This window comes from Bacillus sp. 179-C3.3 HS, assembly GCF_047229225.1.
Classification (GTDB): Bacteria; Bacillota; Bacilli; order Bacillales; family Bacillaceae; genus Bacillus.
Genome location: NZ_JBFEFT010000036.1, coordinates 1 through 18178 on the forward strand (window position 1 = coordinate 1; position 18178 = coordinate 18178).

Below are 18178 nucleotides of genomic sequence, written 5' to 3' on the forward strand. Positions count from 1 at the left end.
ACACGGAAGTTAAGCTCTTCAGCGCCGATGGTAGTTGGGGGCTTCCCCCTGTGAGAGTAGGACGTCGCCAAGCTTTTTCTTAAGATCAGTTCCGTTTGGAACTGGTCTTTTTTGTGTTTTCTTCTAATAGCATCATAATATACGCAGGAAACTTTTCTTCAGCAATCTCCATGTAGCGTTCAATCATGACATAGTCATCACTAATGTATTGGGACAGCAACTCGTACCACCATTCTGTTTCGTAGCGGGCAATCATGCTGAGATTATACATGAGTAAGTAATGGCTAATGATCTCAGGGATATTGAGAAATGCATCTCGTGTCGCTGGAATAAACCATTGATTCATTTCTAAATCATAATGAAGATGAGTAGCAAATGCAGGGTTTTCTTCTAAAGAGACATTGAAAGTGAGTTTTTCGGCTTCTTTTTGTTTGAGTTTCCAGCTTGTATGGTATTCCATGTATTCAGTAAAGCGTTCAGCTGACATATTATAAAGCATGGGGATATGATCTTGAATCATGATTCCATTGGCTTGCTCTACTTTGACTAATGTCGAAGGTTGTTTTTGAAATTGTAGCACATGACTCATTTCAGGTATTTTCGACAGGAGTTTGACCATTGTAAATCGTTCATCTTCTAGGCCATTTAAATGAAATAAATGTTTTAATACATGCATGCAAAGTCCATTTCTTTGGATTTTCACTTCATCCTCACTAAAACGATAATGCTGCTTCTTTCTTTTCCTTGATGTCACACCATGAGCCAAGACGGAGGTTTGCGATGGATAATGCGGATCCACTGTCAGCAGACATGCCTTCAGTAATTGCGCCATTCCATAAAATAATAAAATTGGCTTAAGTTCTAATGGGGCGATGGCAGCTTGTTCATAGAAAGTATGCCCGTGTTTTAAAAAGTAAATAAATCGCTCACAGTTTTTATAAGCGTGTTGGTTTGCATCTTGTATTTGCCGTTTCACATATTGGTGATGTAGAAACTTTTGGGAAGTTTCGAGTGAGTAAAAACGTTTTAAATCCTTCCATCCTGAACTTTTCATCTACTTCCTCAACTCTCTTTATATTTTCTAAAAATTGCAACTGTTTGTTGCTTCCTTGACATGCTGTTTCCTAGTTGATAATCTACATATAATATTTTGCCGAAAAGAGGGGGATTTACTAATGTGGGAAAGTAAATTTTCAAAAGAAGGTTTGACGTTTGACGATGTTTTGCTTGTTCCAGCAAAGTCTGAGGTGCTTCCGCGTGATGTTGATTTATCAGTTGAGTTAACAAGCACATTAAAGCTAAACATTCCAATCATTAGTGCAGGAATGGATACTGTGACAGAATCACAAATGGCGATTGCTATGGCTCGTCAAGGTGGTCTAGGTATCATTCATAAGAACATGTCAATTGAACAGCAAGCAGAACAAGTGGATAAAGTAAAACGTTCAGAGCGCGGCGTTATTACAAACCCATTCTTCTTAACACCAGAGCATCAAGTATATGATGCAGAGCATTTAATGGGTAAATACCGGATTTCAGGTGTACCGATTGTAAACAATGAAGAGGACCAAAAGCTTGTAGGAATTATTACGAACCGTGACCTTCGTTTTATTTCGGATTATTCAATGAAGATTAGCGACGTGATGACGAAAGAGGAATTGGTTACAGCTTCTGTTGGTACAACGTTAGAAGAAGCGGAAAAGATTCTACAGCAATACAAAATAGAGAAATTACCTCTTCTAGATGAAGAAGGTACGCTAAAAGGTCTCATCACGATCAAAGATATTGAAAAAGTGATTGAATTCCCTAACTCCTCTAAAGATGCACATGGTCGTTTAATTGTAGGTGCAGCAGTTGGTGTGACTGGCGATACAATGACTCGTGTCAAGAAACTTGTAGAAGCCAATGTAGACGTGATTGTAATTGATACGGCACATGGTCACTCACGTGGTGTACTTGAGACAGTGGCAAAAATCCGTGAAACTTATCCTACTCTAAACATCATCGCTGGGAATGTGGCAACTGCTGACGCAACGAAAGCATTGATTGAAGCAGGCGCAGACATTGTGAAAGTTGGTATCGGACCAGGTTCTATCTGTACAACACGTGTTGTTGCAGGTGTAGGTGTACCACAAGTCACTGCAATTTATGATTGTGCAACAGAAGCTAGAAAGCACGGTAAGGCTATTATTGCAGATGGCGGGATTAAATATTCAGGTGATATCGTTAAGGCACTAGCATCTGGTGGACATGCTGTTATGCTGGGTAGTCTTCTAGCAGGTACATCAGAGAGCCCAGGAGAAACAGAAATCTTCCAAGGTAGACGCTTCAAAGTGTATCGTGGTATGGGTTCTGTTGCAGCTATGGAAAAGGGAAGTAAAGATCGTTACTTCCAAGAAGATAATAAAAAATTCGTTCCAGAAGGTATTGAAGGCCGTACACCATACAAAGGACCAGTTGCTGATACCGTTTATCAACTTGTAGGTGGCATTCGTTCTGGTATGGGCTATTGTGGAACGAAAGACTTACTCACACTGAGAGAAGAAGCACAGTTCATTCGCATGACAGGTGCTGGTCTTCGTGAGAGTCATCCACATGATGTCCAAATTACGAAAGAATCACCAAACTACACAATTTCTTGATAAATTGTGACAATCAAATTACATTTGACAGGGTCTATGACTCTGTCTATTTTTTTTGCCTTTATTGTGATAAAATTTATACTGTTGTGTTGAAAAAGCCCTTGTGGATTAAATATATATGAAAAACGTCGAAAAATGATGAATACGGAGGTATGACGATTGAACAGCAAGATATTGAAACAGCTTATGGTCTCTATCCTTGCACTGACATTGATTGTTACAGCGTTTACACCAATGTCAAAAGCAAATGCGGCTGAAGATCCATTTAATGTGAATGCGAAAGCAGCCATCCTGATTGAAGCTTCTACAGGTAAAATCCTTTATAGTAAAAACGCTGAAAAAAGACTGCCTATCGCAAGTATGGCTAAGATGATGACCGAGTATCTATTATTAGAAGCCATTGCTGAAGGCAAAGTGAAATGGGATCAAACGTATACACCTGATGACTACGTATACGAAATTTCTCAAGACCGCAGTTTATCAAACGTTCCTCTACGAAGAGACGGCTCTTATACGGTTGAAGAGCTTTACAAAGCAACAGCTATTTACTCAGCCAATGCTGCGGCGATTGGTCTAGCAGAAGTCATTTCTGGATCAGAATCTAAATTCGTTGAAGATATGAATAAAAAAGCAAAAGAATTAGGTTTAACAAACTATAAATTCGTGAATGCAACAGGTTTAGAAAATAAAGATTTACATGGTCAACAGCCAAAAGGGACAGGCCCTGATGAGGAAAGCGAAGTATCTGCCAAAGATATGGCACTGCTTGCACAACGTCTCATTAAAGATTACCCAGAAATCCTTGAAACAGCGAGTATCGCCAAAACAAAGTTCAGAGAAGGCACAGACGATGAAATGGACATGCCAAACTGGAACTTTATGCTTGAAGGACTTGTGAAGGAATATGAAGGAGTAGACGGTCTAAAAACAGGCTCTACTGATTCAGCAGGCTCTAGCTTCACTGGTACAGCTAAAAGAGGAGATATGCGTGTCATTGCAGTCATCCTCAATGCAAAAGGAAATCTCCATACTGCTCGTTTTGACGTTGCAGAAAAATTGTTCGACTATGCCTTTAAAAACTTTACGATGAAAGAAATGTACAAAGAAGGACAGCAAATCAAAGGACATGAAACCATCGAAGTGGATAAAGGAAAAGATAAAGAAGTCGCGGTTGTGACGAAGGAAGCTTTCTCTGTACCAGTCAAAAATGGTGAAGAGAAGAACTATAAAGCTAAAGTGAATTTAGAGAAAAAGACCCTAGAGGCTCCTACTAAAAAAGGAACTAAGGTTGGAATGCTTACGACTTCTTATTCCGGTGATGAGAAGGACTATGGCTACTTAAATAAAGACCAATCAGGTGTTGAGCTTGTGACAAAAACAAGCAATGAAAAAGCAAACTGGTTTATCCTTGCCATGCGTGGTGTAGGAGGATTCTTCGCTGGAATTTGGGGCGGAATCGTAGATACAGTCAAAGGTTGGTTCTAATGAAAAAAACTGCTCTCATAAATGGAGGGCAGTTTTTTTGTGATCAAAAGAAAAGTGATTGTTTTTGATTTTGCGGTAAAGAAATGGCTTGCTGAAAAATATCACATAATGTTTGCATGCCTTCCGTCAGTGCCTTTTCATTCACATAGGAAAAACTCAGTCTAATATAATTCTGCTTTGGTTCTCCAGGATAGCAGACAGAGCCTGGCAAAAAGGTGATTTGCTGTTTGCGAGCTTCATGCAACAATGCACGCGTATCGACCCAGGAAGGGAAGCTGATCCACAGATTGAGTCCACCTTGTGGTATTTGCCAAGTAACCTCCTTTGGGGCGTGCTTTGTCAGGACATCGATCATTAAATCTCGTCTGATCTTTAAAGCTGTTCTTAGCTTCTTCGTATGATCAATCATTTTTTTCGACGTGAGAAAAGGCAAAATCGCTTTTTGAGTAAGAAGAGGGCTACCTAAATCATTGTTAGCTTTTGCAGCCAATATGCGGTTAAATATAGAACCTGACGCAGTAACAATCCCAATTCTACAACCCGGGGCAAGGGTTTTACTAAGTCCTCTTAAATAGATCACATGTCCATCATGATCTAAACTTTTGATTGGTGCAGGTGGCTTCTTTTCAAAATAAAGCTCACGATAAGGGTCATCCTCAACAATAAGACAGTCTATGCTTTGCGCCAAAAGGAGAAGTTGTTTTCTTCGTTTCATTGACATGCTCGCGCCTGTGGGACTGTGAAAAGTAGGAATTGTATAGATGAGCTTCGGCTTATATTTATCACAAATGCTTTGAAGCTGTTTCATGTTCATTCCTTCATGATCGACAGGAACCGTAATAATTCTGGCCCCTCTGCCCATAAAGACGTCTATCGCTCCCGGATAAGTGGGTGCTTCCATCACCACCACATCTTCAGGTCCGATGAATGTGCGTGCTACTAAATCCAATCCTTGCTGGGAACCACTTGTCACAAGGATATTATCAGGCGTGGAAGGGACGTCTAATTTTTCTAAAAAAGACTGAATGACCTGCCGAAGCTGAAGGTCCCCTTGGATTTCACCGTATTTTGACATGATTTGAGGATGACGAGCCAATACTTGCTGCATTTCCTTTTCTAAATATCGATTAGGTAAGAGCCCTGGATCAATCATAGAGGAAGATAGATTAATCTCTTCTGCTACATAGTGATACTGGGCGAATTGCGATCGTGGCAAATAATCTGGAATGGAGAGCTGCCAATCGAAAGAGGTAGATGTTTGTACTGGCATATCGCTTCGTTCTTGTCGTTCATCAACAAAAGTTCCCTTCCCTTGAACAGCTGCTAAATAACCATCATCCTTCAGCCGTGCATATGCTTTTGCGGCAGTTACATGACTTACATTCAATTGCTTTGCTAAATCACGTACAGTGGGCAATTTATCGCCTTGCTGAAGCAATCCAGATTGGATGTGGTCGACAATTGAAAAATATATCTGATTTGAAAGAGAAGTATCTGAGTGTCGGTGAATATCAATATGCATGAGCGTCCTCCCAAAAAGCAAAATTGTTATATAGTAAATTAAATTGTTATAGTTGGATTATAGCATGTAATTCATATGTATAAGGAAAATGAACATCATTTTTACCGTGAACTCTATGTTTCGTCATGTTTTCCTTTATGATTGCTGGTTTGAATTGTTATACTAATCCCTTTATTGTTATATATTCTGACTTGTATGATAAATATGTTGAATCAATCGAATAGACAAAATGGGAGGAAACAATGGTGAGCAATAAAGGAACTGATCGAGTAAAACGTGGAATGGCAGAAATGCAAAAGGGTGGCGTCATTATGGATGTCGTCAATGCTGAACAGGCGAAGATTGCAGAAGAAGCAGGCGCAGTAGCTGTAATGGCTTTAGAGAGAGTACCTGCTGATATCCGTGCGGCAGGCGGCGTTGCCCGTATGGCAGACCCAAGAATTGTCGAAGAAGTACAAAATGCGGTAACGATTCCAGTCATGGCAAAAGCACGTATTGGTCATATCGTAGAGGCTCGCGTTCTAGAAGCGCTTGGTGTTGATTATATCGATGAGAGCGAAGTGCTAACGCCCGCAGATGAGGAATTCCATTTAAATAAAAATGAATACACGGTACCTTTCGTATGTGGCTGCCGTGATTTAGGTGAGGCGACTCGCCGTATTGCAGAAGGTGCATCTATGTTGCGTACAAAAGGTGAGCCTGGTACAGGAAACATCGTCGAAGCTGTGCGTCATATGAGAAAGGTCAATGCACAAATTCGCAAAGTAGCGGCAATGAGCGAAGATGAAATCATGACTGAAGCAAAGAATTTAGGGGCGCCATATGAATTGTTGCTTCAAATTAAAAAAGACGGTAAGCTGCCTGTTGTGAACTTTGCAGCTGGTGGTGTGGCGACTCCTGCTGACGCTGCGTTAATGATGCAACTTGGAGCAGATGGCGTATTTGTTGGTTCTGGTATTTTCAAATCAGAAAACCCTGCTAAGTTCGCAAAAGCGATTGTAGAAGCAACAACTCATTTCAAAGATTATCGTTTAATTGCGGAGCTTTCTAAAGAGCTAGGAACGGCTATGAAGGGAATTGAAATTTCAAATCTACTGCCAGAAGAACGTATGCAAGAGCGCGGCTGGTAATTAAGGGAGCAAAGGAACATGGTAACAGTTGGTGTACTAGGGCTTCAAGGAGCGGTGAGAGAGCATATTCAATCGATTGAAGCTTGTGGTGTAGAGGGGAAGATCATCAAGAGGGTAGAGGAACTAGAAACCGTAGATGGTCTCATTATCCCTGGTGGAGAAAGTACGACGATGAGAAGACTCATGGATACGTACCAATTCATTGAACCAATCAAAGCTTTCGCTGCTCAAGGGAAACCGGTTTTTGGCACATGTGCCGGTCTGATTATGCTTGCTAATCACATAGAAGATCGAGAAGATGCACATCTTGGCCTGCTTAATGTATCCGTAGCACGTAATTCATTTGGTAGACAGGTAGATAGCTTTGAAGCGGATTTAGAGGTAAAGGGATTGAATGCACCATTTACAGGAGTATTCATTCGTGCACCTCATATCACCAGCGCTGATCCAAGTGTGGAGGTCTTGGCGGAATATGATGGCAGGATCGTGATGGCAAAGGAAAACAATATATTAGGTTGTTCTTTTCATCCAGAACTGACAGATGATCACCGATTGACAGAGATGTTTGTGAAGATGGTCAAGACATCCAAAACAAAACTGTCTGTATAAAACGGTTGAAAAGAGAGAAAACTTATAGTACATTAAAAACACAATTAAAGATCGAAAAAGCGTTGACGGGAAATAGTAAGAAGCCCCTCTTTCTCAGAGAGCCGATGGTTGGTGAGAATCGGTGAAAGATGCGTTCTGAATCCATCCTCGAGCGAAATGCTGAAATGTAAGTAGTAAGCATTTACGGTGATACCGTTACAGAGGAAAGAGGAAAGCATGCTTTTTCATGCTTTCAATCAGGGTGGCAACGCGAGAGCTCTCGTCCCTTTCATGGGATGAGGGCTCTTTTTATTTTTCGATAAAAAAGGAGTGTATCAGATGCTGGATATTAAACAACTACGCACAGACTTTGATCAAATCAAAGAAAAGTTAGCACATCGAGGCGAAGATTTAACTGATTTTGATAAGTTTGGTGAGCTAGATCAGAAAAGAAGAGAATTGATTGGCAAAACAGAAGTATTAAAGAGCAGAAGAAATGAAGTATCACAGCAAGTAGCAGTTTTAAAAAGAGAAAAGAAAGATGCCGATCACATTATTCAAGAGATGCGTGAGGTAGGCGACGAGATCAAAAGGCTTGATGATGAGCTAAGAACGGTTGAAGAAAGCCTGCAAAGCATTCTTTACTCAATCCCGAATATCCCACATGACTCTGTTCCAATTGGAGAAACAGAAGATGACAATATCGAAGTGAGAGCATGGGGCGAACAGCCAGCATTCTCATTCGAACCAAAACCACACTGGGATGTAGCAGATGAGTTAAATATTTTAGATTTTGAACGTGCAGGAAAAGTAACAGGAAGCCGCTTTGTTTTTTACAAAGGATTAGGCGCACGTCTAGAGCGAGCACTCTATAACTTTATGTTGGATCTTCATGTCGATGAATTTGGTTTCACAGAAGTGATTCCGCCTTATATGGTCAACAGAGCAAGTATGACAGGAACTGGTCAGCTTCCAAAGTTCGAAGAGGATGCATTTAAAATTAGAGAAGAAGATTATTTCCTCATTCCAACTGCTGAAGTGCCAATTACCAATATGCACCGTGATGAGATCCTTGAAGGCGAGCAACTGCCAATGAATTATGCAGCATTCAGTGCATGTTTCAGATCAGAAGCTGGATCTGCTGGTCGAGATACACGTGGCCTGATTCGTCAGCATCAATTCAATAAAGTAGAGCTTGTGAAATTTGTAAAACCAGAAGATTCTTATGAAGAATTAGAAAAACTAACGAATCAAGCAGAAAAAGTCCTTCAGCTATTAAATCTTCCATATCGAGTCATGAGCATGTGTACGGGAGACTTAGGTTTCACAGCTGCAAAGAAATACGATATAGAAGTGTGGATTCCAAGCCAAAATACGTATCGTGAAATTTCTTCATGTAGTAACTTCGAAGCATTCCAAGCGAGACGAGCAAATATTCGTTTCCGTCCAGAAGCTAAAGCGAAGCCAGAACATGTCCATACATTGAATGGATCTGGTTTAGCAGTCGGAAGAACTGTTGCAGCCATATTAGAGAACTATCAACAAGAGGACGGCACGGTGATCATTCCTGAAGTACTGCGTCCTTATATGGGAAATAAAGAAGTAATCAAATAAGATGCCGCTATGGCATCTTATTCTTTTTATCTAAAGTCCTACAGCATCCGGGAATTCAACCGATAAAAAAACTAAAAGCTTCTAGGAAAGAAGGAATAACCTTGAACAGGCTTGACTACTATGTTGAAATGTCCCGTTTTATTAGAAAAATTCTAGATGATAGTATTCTTTTCAGCATTACTGATACAGAAAAAGTGCTTTGTTATTATCCATCCACAACGATTGACTTCGGAGTGAAAGTAGGAGATGGATTGAACAAAGAAGACCAAAACGTTGCGACGACCTTAAGAGGGGAAGAATACGAGGGACATTTACCAGAGTCTTTATATGGTTATGAAATTGCTGTGAAAGGTTACCCAATTTTCGATGAAGAAAGAAAAGTGATCGGCTCCTTTTTAGTGGCTTACTCACATCATCGTGAAAAGCAGTTAAGCGGCTATATGGAGCATATTAATAAAGTGACAACAGAGCTTCAAGGTGGAATTGAGCAAATTGCTGCACATTCACAAGAACTAGCTGCCACAAGTTTAGAGATTAGTGAACAGGCAGGTAGAGCAGAGGAAAAATCTGCAAACATAGAAGAAGTAGTCAAAACAATTGGTGGTATTGCGAGACAAACAAACTTGCTTGGATTGAATGCTGCAATTGAAGCGGCGAGAGCAGGTGAGAATGGGAAAGGCTTTGCTGTTGTTGCAGATGAAGTGCGTAAATTATCAGATGGTTCAAAGGAAGCCGCTGAAACCATCAATACCTTTTTAAAAGAAATTAAAGATAGTATTGGTACGTTGTCTGAAAATATCTCTCAAATTAGCAGCTCCACAAATGAACAAGCCAAACAAGTAACAGACTTTACAAAAGTGATTGAATCATTAAATGAATTCAAAGAAGAAATGAACCAATTTATTGATGAGATTAGAAAAGAATCGAAATAGATAGAGGCAGCCCTAGAGGTTGCCTTTTGATTAGAATAAAACGATGAAAACAATACAATGAATTTTTTTTACGAAAAGATGTTGACTTACAATGAAATGATATGATATATTAATTCTTGTCGATACGGAGGAATACCCAAGTCCGGCTGAAGGGATCGGTCTTGAAAACCGACAGGGGTGTCAAAGCCCGCGGGGGTTCGAATCCCTCTTCCTCCGCCATATTGATATTACCTTAGTTGAATTGAAACGCAAGCATAAAAATTGGAAATTGTCAAACCGCTACATTGAACATGTAGCGGTTTTTTTTTATTGTTTTATGAACGATTTTTTTGAATCACAGAAGCAATCTCATGAAGTATTGGATCGAGCGAGCTTTCATCATGAAGTAAATCATAGTCTTCGATATTGATTTTGATGACTGGACATAAATCAAAATGTTCGATCCACTCAGTGTAGCGAGTGTACATTTCTTCCCAATATGCTCGATCTGTTTGAGTTTCCATTTCCCTCCCGCGTTCTTCAATGCGATGTAAAATGTGTTGCAAGTCTCCATGTAAATAAATGAGTACATCTGGATGAGGGAAGTAAGGAGTCATAACCATTGCCTCAAATAGACTTGTATACGTCTCGTAATCCATCTCGGACATTGTCCCTTTGTCAGCATGCATTTTAGCGAAGATACCAGTGTCTTCATAGATTGACCGATCTTGAACATACCCTCCACCAGATTCAAAAATACGTTTCTGCTCTTTAAAGCGCTCCGCTAGAAAATAAACCTGTAAATGAAAGCTCCATCTTTGAAAATCTGAATAAAAAGGCTCTAAATATGGATTGTCATCTACTTTTTCTAGAGAGGTTTGGAAACCTAGTTTGTCCGCAATTGTTTTAGTCATCGTTGATTTTCCAACACCGACTGTGCCTGCAATTGTAATGACTGCGTCCTTTGGTATTTCAATATTTTTCATAGTACTTGCTCCTTTATCGTCTGTACAATTTGCTCGTAATCTTGCTGAGAAGAAACGAAATCTGTGTGATCTCCTTCAATGGTGATGATAGGGAGTTCTGGATCAGTCTGTTTTAAATGTTCGATGGCCAGTTCATAATCTTCAATCAATGTTTTTAAATATGTTGGATCAATGTCTTCTTCAAAAGAGCGTCCTCTCAATTGAATCCTGTTTAGTAAGGTTGGGAGACTGGCTTTTATATAAATGATCGCATTTGGTTTAGGCAGATCATCAGTGAGTAAGTGATAGATCTGTCTATATTTATCCATATGTTTTTTTGATAATGTTCTTTCGGCAAATATCATATTTTTATAGACGTGATAATCAGTTACAATAGGTTGCTGCTTTTGGGCATAATTTTCTTCAATTGATTCCAATTGTTTAAATCGATTGGATAAAAAGAACATTTCAAGTTGAAAGCTCCATTGATCCATATCTTCGTAAAATTTATCTAAAAATGGATTTTCTTCTACAATTTCTTTTATTAAAGGAAACTGAAATTCCTTTGCTAGCATTGTAGCTAAAGTTGTTTTTCCGGCTCCAATTGGGCCTTCCACTGCAATAAAAGGGGCTGGATACATAGATGTTCTCCTCTATTTTTTAAAGTTGTGAAACCAATGTATATTGTACCATACCCCTTATTGAGATAGAGTTGATAGCTTAAGATGTCGATTTTTTTTCAATATTGAATTGATCTGATAGTAAGAGCCAGTTTTGTGGGAAGGATAGACCGAGTTTCCAATAGGCAATGCCATTCAGGTTTAACTCTTTAATGAGATTGAATTTGGCTTGGATGGATCTGGCGTCTTCAAACCATACCTCATGCTGTTTATTATTATCGTCTGTATAACGGAAAAAGGGTGCTTGTGCAGTTTCATCGTACTGTATAGACGCATTATTGTCTCTGGCAATTGCGATGGCCTGTTGAGGGCTGATCGCTTTAGCAAATGGTCCACCCTGTACGAAGGGGAGAGTCCAATCATAACCATATAAATTTTGTCCCATAATAATCTTATTGGCAGGCATAACAGATAGTGCATATTCAATCACTTGACGGACAGGGCCAATTGGAGAAACGGCTTGTGCAGGTCCGCCGCTGTATCCCCATTCGTATGTCATGATAACCACATGATCAACAATGCTACCGATTGCTTTATAGTCATGGGCCTCATACCATTTTCCCTTTTGTTCACTGCTTGTTTTAGGCGCAAGGGCAGCGGAAGTCGTCCATCCCTCTTGATGAAAACGGGTGGTGGCTTCTCTTAAGAATTGAGTATATGCATTTTTATCAGCAGGCCGTAAATATTCAAAGTCAAAATGGACTTCTCCGAATTGATACTTTTTAGCAACGCGCACGATTTCATTTAATAGGGTCGTTTTGACAGATTGATTCGTTAAAAGAATACGTCCAAGTTCATCGCTGAATCTGTCATTCTCTAAATTAGTGACAACCATTGTTAATACAGTTCTATTTTGAGCTGCAATTTGCGGTAATTGATCTAATGGGGGTTCTTTTAGAGTCCCATCTCTTTGTGCCTGAAAACTAAAAGTTCCTAAATGAGTTAAGTAGGGTGCGGCTTCCCTAGCTGCCTGCTTTAAATTCTCACTGACTTCATTTCCACGAGGTTCAATATAGGCGTTTGAATTAATACTACGTTTCGGTCTTTCTGGGATATAGAGCAAAAAGCGAATAGGAAGTATGGCTTCAGGTTGAATTCTGTTCACACGTGCCAATTCATCAACGGAGATACGAAATCTCTGTCCGATTTTATAAAGTGTATCGTTTTGTTTTACTTCATAAAATTGCCCTCTGATTGGGATAACAATTGTTTGTCCAACGACAAGTTGATTTGGTGTTTCGATCTCATTGGTACGGATAATTTCACTTGCAGTGGTTTTAAAGCGCATAGCAATTTCACTTAATGTATCTCCTCTTTTGATCACATAAATTTGAATGATGAACGCCCCCTTTGTTATTGCTAACAATTTATGAGGGTTCTAGATAAATCATGTTTGATTTTCATTCGTGATCTCCTTAGAAGAGGTGATTTTTGCTAGAAGTACGTTCTTCATCATGGTTAAAGCATACTCATTATCTTGATCATCATTGGAAGCAATACAATCTTTAGGTACAATAAGATTGTATTCCCGCATGTAAGCATCGTTCGCTGTAAAAAGGACGCAGATGTTTCCAGCAATCCCAGTTAAAATGATCTCCTTAACCTCTAGCTCATGAAGGAGTGTCTGGAGTGCTGTTCCATAGAAGGCGGAGTGTTTAGGTTTTATTAAAAAGTAATCGTCGCCCGTAGGTGATATTTCATCTAATATTGGGGCGCTCGTTTCGTTTTTACATTTTGAAATGACAGCTTGAATATCAGCTTTCCAAATTCCATAGTGATCGTTGATATAGATGATCGGCCAATTCTCCTTGTTGGCATGTTGTTTCAAGGCTGAAATTTTACTGGTCATTCGCATTGTTTTTTCAGCAAGTACATGTCCCATTTCAAAATCGAAATTATTGATCATGTCGATAATCAAAAGTGCCTTTTGATGATTGGACAACATGAGACCCCCTTCAAAAGATAGTGATAATATGTTAACCTCAATATCCCTTTAAAAAACATGAAAAGAGAGCAGCGCTATGACGAAAGATGAACAATTTATGAAAGAAGCCATTACAGAAGCTTTAAAAGCAGAGCGAATAGGAGAAGTCCCAATTGGTGCCGTTCTCGTTGTAGATGAACAAGTAGTAAGTCGTGCACATAATTTAAGAGAAAGTGAGCAGCGCTCAATTGCACATGCAGAGTTGCTTGCAATCGATGAAGCGTGTAAGGCTACTGGAAGCTGGCGACTTGATGAAGCGGTATTATATGTGACCCTTGAACCATGCCCGATGTGTGCAGGAGCCATTGTCCTTTCGAGAGTTAAAAAAGTCGTATTTGGCGCTTATGATCCAAAAGGTGGTTGTGCAGGTACTTTAATGAATTTATTAGATGATACTCGTTTCAATCATCAGTCTGAAGTCGTTGGTGGTGTGCTTGAAAAAGAGTGCGGTGAGTTGTTAAGTCAGTTCTTTCGGAGTATTCGTCAGCGAAAGAAACAAGCGAAAAGTAAATGAATGGATGTCGTTTGCAATTCAAGTGATAAAAAGGTATACTTATTCCTGCGTCACTAACAATTTAATATTCATTTTGCCGTGCTAAGCGGGGAGGTAGCGGTGCCCTGTACTCGCAATCCGCTCTAGCGAGGCCGAATCCCTTCTCGAGGTTCGTTTACTTCAAGGTCTGCCTTAAATAAGTGGTGTTGACGTCTGGGTCCTGCGCAATGGGAATTCATGAACCATGTCAGGTCCGGAAGGAAGCAGCATTAAGTGAAACCTCTCATGTGCCGCAGGGTTGCCTGGGCCGAGCTAACTGTTTAAGTAACGCTTGGGGTAGCGAATCGACAGAAGGTGCACGGTAAAAAAATATTAAATGACAACTCATCTAGTTTATCTAGGTGAGTTTTTTGTTCTTGTTTCAAGCATAGCCGAGTGACTGTGATGAAGCAAATAGCTAAAATGTCATTTTCGAAGATAACATCCTTTATTTAACAACAGGTAGGAACGTTTGTTCTGTGTGTTGTGAGAGCATATCCGCCATGTTTAGAAAATTAGTTTTTTGGTACAGAAAAATCGAAACATCACATATAAAAATAACCTTTTCGACTTTTAGAAAATAAAGGTGTGCTTTTGAATTGATCGTTCCATCATGTATAATGAAAATGATGAAAAATGGAGGAGGGCGTATTTGTGAGTTATCAAGCTTTATATCGAGTGTTCAGGCCTCAAGTTTTTGAGGATGTTGTTGGACAAGAACACATCACAAAAACGTTGCAAAATGCCCTTTTGCAGAAAAAGTTTTCTCATGCCTACTTATTTTCAGGTCCTAGAGGTACAGGTAAAACAAGTGCTGCCAAGATTTTTGCGAAAGCAGTGAACTGTGAAAAGTCCCCTGTGAGTGAACCGTGTAATGAATGTATGGCCTGTAAAGGAATTACAAACGGTTCAATCTCAGATGTGATTGAAATAGATGCTGCCTCTAATAACGGGGTAGATGAGATCCGTGATATACGTGATAAAGTGAAATTTGCTCCTTCAGCGGTTACATACAAGGTATATATTATAGATGAGGTACATATGCTCTCCATCGGAGCATTTAATGCTCTTCTAAAAACGCTAGAGGAACCACCTGCCCATTGTATATTTATTTTGGCTACCACAGAGCCTCATAAAATTCCTCTCACCATCATATCCCGCTGTCAGAGGTTTGATTTTAAACGCATTACGACAAAAGATATTGTTGGACGAATGGAGAAAATTGTAGATGCAGAAAGCCTAAATGTACAAGAGGGTTCACTTGAGATTATTGCAAGTGCAGCGGATGGCGGTATGCGTGATGCGCTAAGCTTATTAGATCAAGCCGTCTCGTTTAGCGGTGAACAACTGACAACAGATGATGCACTCCTGATTACAGGTGCGGTATCACAACATTTTATTAGTCAGCTTGCCGAGGCTATTTTTGATCAAAATATAGCAGTAGCATTAGATACATTAAATGAATTGCTTCAGCAAGGGAAGGATGCTGCTAAATTAATAGAGGATATGATCTTCTATTTTAGAGACATGCTTCTATATAAAACGGCACCAGATCTTGAAGGCGTCCTAGAGAAGGTGAAGGTTGATGAAAAATTTGTTTCGCTCTCTGGACGTGTGGAGCCTCAGTTCCTTTATGAGACGATTGAAGTCCTTAACAAAAGTCATCAAGAAATGAAATGGACCAATCATCCTCGCATTTTCTTTGAGGTAGCTGTTGTTAAACTCTGTCAGTCAACCACTGGGATGACACCATCGGCTGATAACGCTGACCTAAAGGTGTTAACGGATAAAATAGAAAAGCTGGAGCAGGAGCTATCAAGGCTAAGAGCTGAAGGTATCCCAATGTCTCAGCCGCAAAATCCGCAAGAACAAAAGGGAACTCCGAGACCTCAAACGAGCCATAAAAATGGCTATCGTGCCCCTGTTGGTCGTATTCACGAAATTTTAAAAGAAGCAAAGCGCCCAGAATTAGAGAAGATAAAGGGGAAATGGGGAGAGCTCCTTGCCTCATTGAAACAGCAAAACAAGGTGTCTCATGCTGCACTTTTAACCGATAGCGAACCAGTTGCAGCGGCAACCCATGCTTTTGTCTTAAAATTTAAGTTTGAAATACATTGTAAAATGGTTGCTGAAGATAAAAGTGGTGTTCGTACCAATCTTGAGCACTTATTAGAGTCGATGTTAGGAAAAAGAGTGGAATTAGTTGGCGTTCCTGATGCCCAATGGGGTAAAATAAGAGAAGAATTTTTAAGAGATCATCAGTCAGATGAACAGGCGGATGGTCAGCCAACTTCTGTGGAAGAGGATCCGCTAATTGCGGAAGCGAAGAAGTTGGTAGGTATCGACTTAATTGAAATCAAAGATGAATAAACAAAATGAAAGAGAGTGGTCATTATGCGCGGTGGAATGGGAAATATGCAAAAAATGATGAAACAAATGCAAAAAATGCAAAAGGATATGGCGAAGGCTCAAGAAGAGTTATCAGAAAAAGTCCTTGAAGGTTCAGCAGGTGGCGGTATGGTCACTGTGAAAGTGAATGGACAAAAAGAAGTCGTTGATGTTGAAATTAATGAAGAGGTTGTTGACCCAGAGGACATCGATATGCTTCAAGACCTTGTGCTTGCAGCAACAAATGATGCGTTGAAAAAGGTTGATGAGTTAACAAATGAGACAATGGGTCAATTCACAAAAGGAATGAACATGCCAGGTTTATTCTAGGAGGATAACTAAAGATGCAATATCCTGAACCAATATCAAAGCTAATCGATAGCTTTATGAAATTGCCAGGAATCGGGCCGAAAACTGCGGTCCGTCTGGCTTTTTTTGTTCTTAGTATGAAGGAAGATGTCGTATTAGATTTTGCTAAAGCGCTTGTGAATGCAAAGCGCAACTTAACCTATTGTTCGGTTTGCGGGCATATCACTGATCAAGATCCTTGCTATATTTGTGAAGATACGAGAAGAGATCAATCTGTTATCTGTGTCGTCCAGGATCCAAAAGATGTGATCGCAATGGAAAAGATGAAAGAATATAACGGCTTATATCATGTGTTACATGGTGCAATTTCTCCAATGGACGGAATCGGTCCGGAGGATATTAAAATTCCTGACTTATTAAAGAGACTGCAAGACGATCAAGTAACAGAGGTCATTCTAGCAACCAATCCAAACATTGAAGGAGAAGCCACGGCTATGTATATCTCCAGATTGTTGAAACCATCAGGAATCAAACTATCTCGTATTGCACATGGACTCCCAGTAGGTGGGGATTTAGAGTATGCGGATGAAGTGACACTTTCTAAGGCTCTTGAAGGTAGACGTGAGATGTAGGAGGGAGAAGTACGGCACATGGGTTTTCTTCGCAGAAAATCAATTCGAAAAGAATTCGATGAAAAACTAATTCAACAGCTTTTTAAGCAAAAGGAAGAATGGAACAGAAAAAAAAAGCTTGTCGCAAATAGCTTTGAGCCTTCACCGGACATTCTATTCGAATTAAAGCTAGCTCAAGCGAAATACTTTTTCTATTTAAGAGAAGCTAAAAAGAGAAAGTTGAGTCTAAACAATAGGAAGTAGCAGGTCTATTTTACATAGTCCTCTCATATGCTTGTACTATTCATATGAAGAGGAGATGAGAGGATTATGGAACCTGTTATTGTGATTAGTTCAATTTTGCTGGCTGTATTATTGCTGTTTATGTCTGGTGTTCAAGCAAATCCATTCAAATGGTTAGGGCTTATCGGAGTTAAGTTTGTGGCGGGCGCTCTTTTTTTATTTTGTCTCAATTTATTTGGCGATAGTTTAGGGCTGCATGTCTCAATCAATCCCGTGACGAGTGGAATTAGTGGGTTATTGGGCATTCCAGGTGTTGCTGCCTTAGTTGTAATAGAAAAGTTTATTATTTAATGAAAAATACTGTTGACTTTAGTTTTGTATGGTGGTAAATTAATATACGTCGCTGATGACGAAGAAACAAAAAACATATTAACGAAAAAGTTGTTGACACTAATAACTTTAACGTGATAAGATGTTCTGGTCGCTTCTGAAGCGGTAAACAAGTTCTTTGAAAACTAAACAAGACAAAACGTACCTGTTAATTCGAGTTTTTATAAAAAATCCTATGATGAAT

General features: G+C 39.7%; 17 protein-coding genes, 1 tRNA gene, 1 other RNA gene, 1 pseudogene and 1 other annotated feature. Of the genes and pseudogenes, 14 read left to right on the forward strand and 6 right to left on the reverse strand.

Annotation, left to right across the window (positions count from 1 at the left end):
- Window positions 1-85: 85 nt before the first annotated feature.
- Window positions 86-1054 carry a YaaC family protein gene (locus AB1K80_RS16660; protein WP_412858021.1) on the reverse strand — a complete coding sequence of 323 codons (969 nt, stop codon included), beginning with the start codon at window positions 1052-1054 and terminating at the stop codon, window positions 86-88.
- Between the two features lie 121 nt (window positions 1055-1175).
- On the opposite strand from AB1K80_RS16660, the gene guaB reads away from it, so the two are divergent.
- Both guaB and AB1K80_RS16670 read left to right on the forward strand, forming a co-directional pair.
- On the forward strand, window positions 1176-2642 hold the full coding sequence (guaB, locus tag AB1K80_RS16665) for an IMP dehydrogenase (RefSeq protein WP_412858022.1): 1467 nt from the start codon (window positions 1176-1178) through the stop codon (window positions 2640-2642).
- Window positions 2643-2801: 159 nt separating this feature from the next.
- Entirely contained in the window at window positions 2802-4127 is a 1326-nt protein-coding gene (locus AB1K80_RS16670) for a serine hydrolase (protein ID WP_412858023.1), read from the forward strand.
- Between the two features lie 43 nt (window positions 4128-4170).
- Here the strand turns inward: AB1K80_RS16670 and AB1K80_RS16675 are convergent, their stop codons facing one another.
- Entirely contained in the window at window positions 4171-5649 is a 1479-nt protein-coding gene (locus tag AB1K80_RS16675; protein ID WP_412858025.1) for a PLP-dependent aminotransferase family protein, read from the reverse strand.
- A 242-nt stretch (window positions 5650-5891) separates the two neighbouring features.
- Between AB1K80_RS16675 and pdxS the strand changes: the two genes are divergently transcribed.
- The 5 genes and pseudogenes from pdxS to AB1K80_RS16700 all read left to right on the forward strand — a co-directional run bounded on the left by pdxS (window position 5892) and on the right by AB1K80_RS16700 (window position 10132).
- Window positions 5892-6779: a pyridoxal 5'-phosphate synthase lyase subunit PdxS gene (gene pdxS / locus AB1K80_RS16680; protein ID WP_412858027.1), complete on the forward strand. Its 888-nt coding sequence runs from the start codon at window positions 5892-5894 to the stop codon at window positions 6777-6779.
- Between the two features lie 18 nt (window positions 6780-6797).
- Window positions 6798-7388 (forward strand): pyridoxal 5'-phosphate synthase glutaminase subunit PdxT, encoded by a 591-nt coding sequence (gene pdxT / locus AB1K80_RS16685; RefSeq protein ID WP_412858028.1) that lies wholly within the window; start codon window positions 6798-6800, stop codon window positions 7386-7388.
- Between the two features lie 53 nt (window positions 7389-7441).
- Window positions 7442-7658, forward strand: a binding site (T-box leader).
- 48 nt (window positions 7659-7706) lie between these two features.
- Complete coding sequence (serS, locus tag AB1K80_RS16690; RefSeq protein WP_412858029.1) at window positions 7707-8981, forward strand: serine--tRNA ligase; 1275 nt, start codon at window positions 7707-7709, stop codon at window positions 8979-8981.
- Window positions 8982-9577: 596 nt separating this feature from the next.
- Window positions 9578-9913: pseudogene (locus AB1K80_RS16695) on the forward strand (methyl-accepting chemotaxis protein); the annotation flags it as partial.
- Between the two features lie 126 nt (window positions 9914-10039).
- Window positions 10040-10132 (forward strand) — tRNA-Ser (locus AB1K80_RS16700).
- Window positions 10133-10227: 95 nt separating this feature from the next.
- Here AB1K80_RS16700 and AB1K80_RS16705 read toward each other — a convergent pair.
- The 4 genes from AB1K80_RS16705 to AB1K80_RS16720 form a co-directional block, all read right to left on the reverse strand.
- Window positions 10228-10878 carry a deoxynucleoside kinase gene (locus AB1K80_RS16705; protein ID WP_412858031.1) on the reverse strand — a complete coding sequence of 217 codons (651 nt, stop codon included), beginning with the start codon at window positions 10876-10878 and terminating at the stop codon, window positions 10228-10230.
- Window positions 10875-11498 (reverse strand): deoxynucleoside kinase, encoded by a 624-nt coding sequence (locus AB1K80_RS16710; protein WP_412858032.1) that lies wholly within the window; start codon window positions 11496-11498, stop codon window positions 10875-10877. Before AB1K80_RS16710 ends, AB1K80_RS16705 begins: the two co-directional genes overlap by 4 nt.
- Before the next feature lie 79 nt (window positions 11499-11577).
- Entirely contained in the window at window positions 11578-12861 is a 1284-nt protein-coding gene (locus AB1K80_RS16715; RefSeq protein WP_412858046.1) for a glycosyl hydrolase family 18 protein, read from the reverse strand.
- Window positions 12862-12924: 63 nt separating this feature from the next.
- Window positions 12925-13479: an isochorismatase family cysteine hydrolase gene (locus AB1K80_RS16720; protein WP_412858034.1), complete on the reverse strand. Its 555-nt coding sequence runs from the start codon at window positions 13477-13479 to the stop codon at window positions 12925-12927.
- Between the two features lie 79 nt (window positions 13480-13558).
- On the opposite strand from AB1K80_RS16720, the gene tadA reads away from it, so the two are divergent.
- The 7 genes from tadA to AB1K80_RS16755 all read left to right on the forward strand — a co-directional run bounded on the left by tadA (window position 13559) and on the right by AB1K80_RS16755 (window position 17955).
- The gene (gene tadA / locus AB1K80_RS16725) at window positions 13559-14035 is read left to right on the forward strand and encodes a tRNA adenosine(34) deaminase TadA (protein WP_412858036.1); all 477 of its coding nucleotides are present in this window, start codon (window positions 13559-13561) and stop codon (window positions 14033-14035) included.
- Between the two features lie 76 nt (window positions 14036-14111).
- An RNA gene (ffs, locus tag AB1K80_RS16730) (signal recognition particle sRNA large type) lies at window positions 14112-14376 on the forward strand.
- Between the two features lie 331 nt (window positions 14377-14707).
- On the forward strand, window positions 14708-16423 hold the full coding sequence (dnaX, locus tag AB1K80_RS16735) for a DNA polymerase III subunit gamma/tau (protein ID WP_412858037.1): 1716 nt from the start codon (window positions 14708-14710) through the stop codon (window positions 16421-16423).
- A gap of 24 nt (window positions 16424-16447) precedes the next feature.
- Window positions 16448-16771, forward strand: a complete 324-nt coding sequence (locus tag AB1K80_RS16740) for a YbaB/EbfC family nucleoid-associated protein (RefSeq protein ID WP_412858039.1) — start codon at window positions 16448-16450, stop codon at window positions 16769-16771.
- 14 nt (window positions 16772-16785) lie between these two features.
- Window positions 16786-17382, forward strand: a complete 597-nt coding sequence (gene recR, locus AB1K80_RS16745; RefSeq protein WP_412858041.1) for a recombination protein RecR — start codon at window positions 16786-16788, stop codon at window positions 17380-17382.
- An 18-nt stretch (window positions 17383-17400) separates the two neighbouring features.
- The gene (locus AB1K80_RS16750) at window positions 17401-17625 is read left to right on the forward strand and encodes a YaaL family protein (protein WP_412858042.1); all 225 of its coding nucleotides are present in this window, start codon (window positions 17401-17403) and stop codon (window positions 17623-17625) included.
- A 66-nt stretch (window positions 17626-17691) separates the two neighbouring features.
- Window positions 17692-17955, forward strand: a complete 264-nt coding sequence (locus tag AB1K80_RS16755) for a pro-sigmaK processing inhibitor BofA family protein (RefSeq protein ID WP_412858044.1) — start codon at window positions 17692-17694, stop codon at window positions 17953-17955.
- Window positions 17956-18178 lie beyond the last annotated feature (223 nt).